Origin of the sequence: Leptospira haakeii, assembly GCF_002812045.1 — a bacterium.
GTDB classification, from domain to species: domain Bacteria; phylum Spirochaetota; class Leptospiria; order Leptospirales; family Leptospiraceae; genus Leptospira_B; species Leptospira_B haakeii.
In genome coordinates this window covers 1-568 of the sequence record NZ_NPEG01000038.1, presented here as the reverse complement: position 1 = coordinate 568, position 568 = coordinate 1, and the positions used below count along the sequence as shown (strand labels likewise).

Here is a 568-nt window from a genome sequence, read left to right as displayed (position 1 = left end):
ATCACTTCTCTTCCAAGTAACAAATGCCTTACCTGAAGATGCACTTACATTAATAGAGCCAACATACCCACCGCCTGTTGCGGTGCCAGTCAACGCAATAGGACCAGCCTGTTTAGTTCCTGTTGCAAAATCGTAGGAGTAAGCATTTACTATATTCGTAGATGCCCCATACCCGACAGCAACGATTCCGTTGTTTCCACCATCGCTATCTGCACTAAATTGACAATTCAAACCGTTTGCGTTTCCAGAAAACACAGTGAATTGAGTTCCGGCAGTTCCGGCAACATCCCCTTGAAATAAGCGGCCGTAAACGGTATGGTAAGTGGTAACATAAGGAACTACGCTATACGTACTCCAGAAAGCCAACGCCTTTCCGCCTCCCCCCATCGCCAAGCCAATGAGACCCGGTGAGTTGGTACGAGTTACAACTTTGATTTCCGATCCAATAGCTGGGAAATTCGCCGCTGCCAGATCTCGAAATGCGATGTATACATCCGCTCCATTCTCCCAAAGGATAGCAGCCTTGCCCGAGTCTGTTTTAACTACGAATTTGCCAGTTGCATTGGCA

1 pseudogene is annotated in these 568 nt (G+C 47.4%); it reads right to left on the bottom strand.

What is annotated here, in order from left to right:
* Positions 1-568 (bottom strand): annotated as a pseudogene (locus tag CH377_RS19770) (hypothetical protein); the annotation flags it as partial.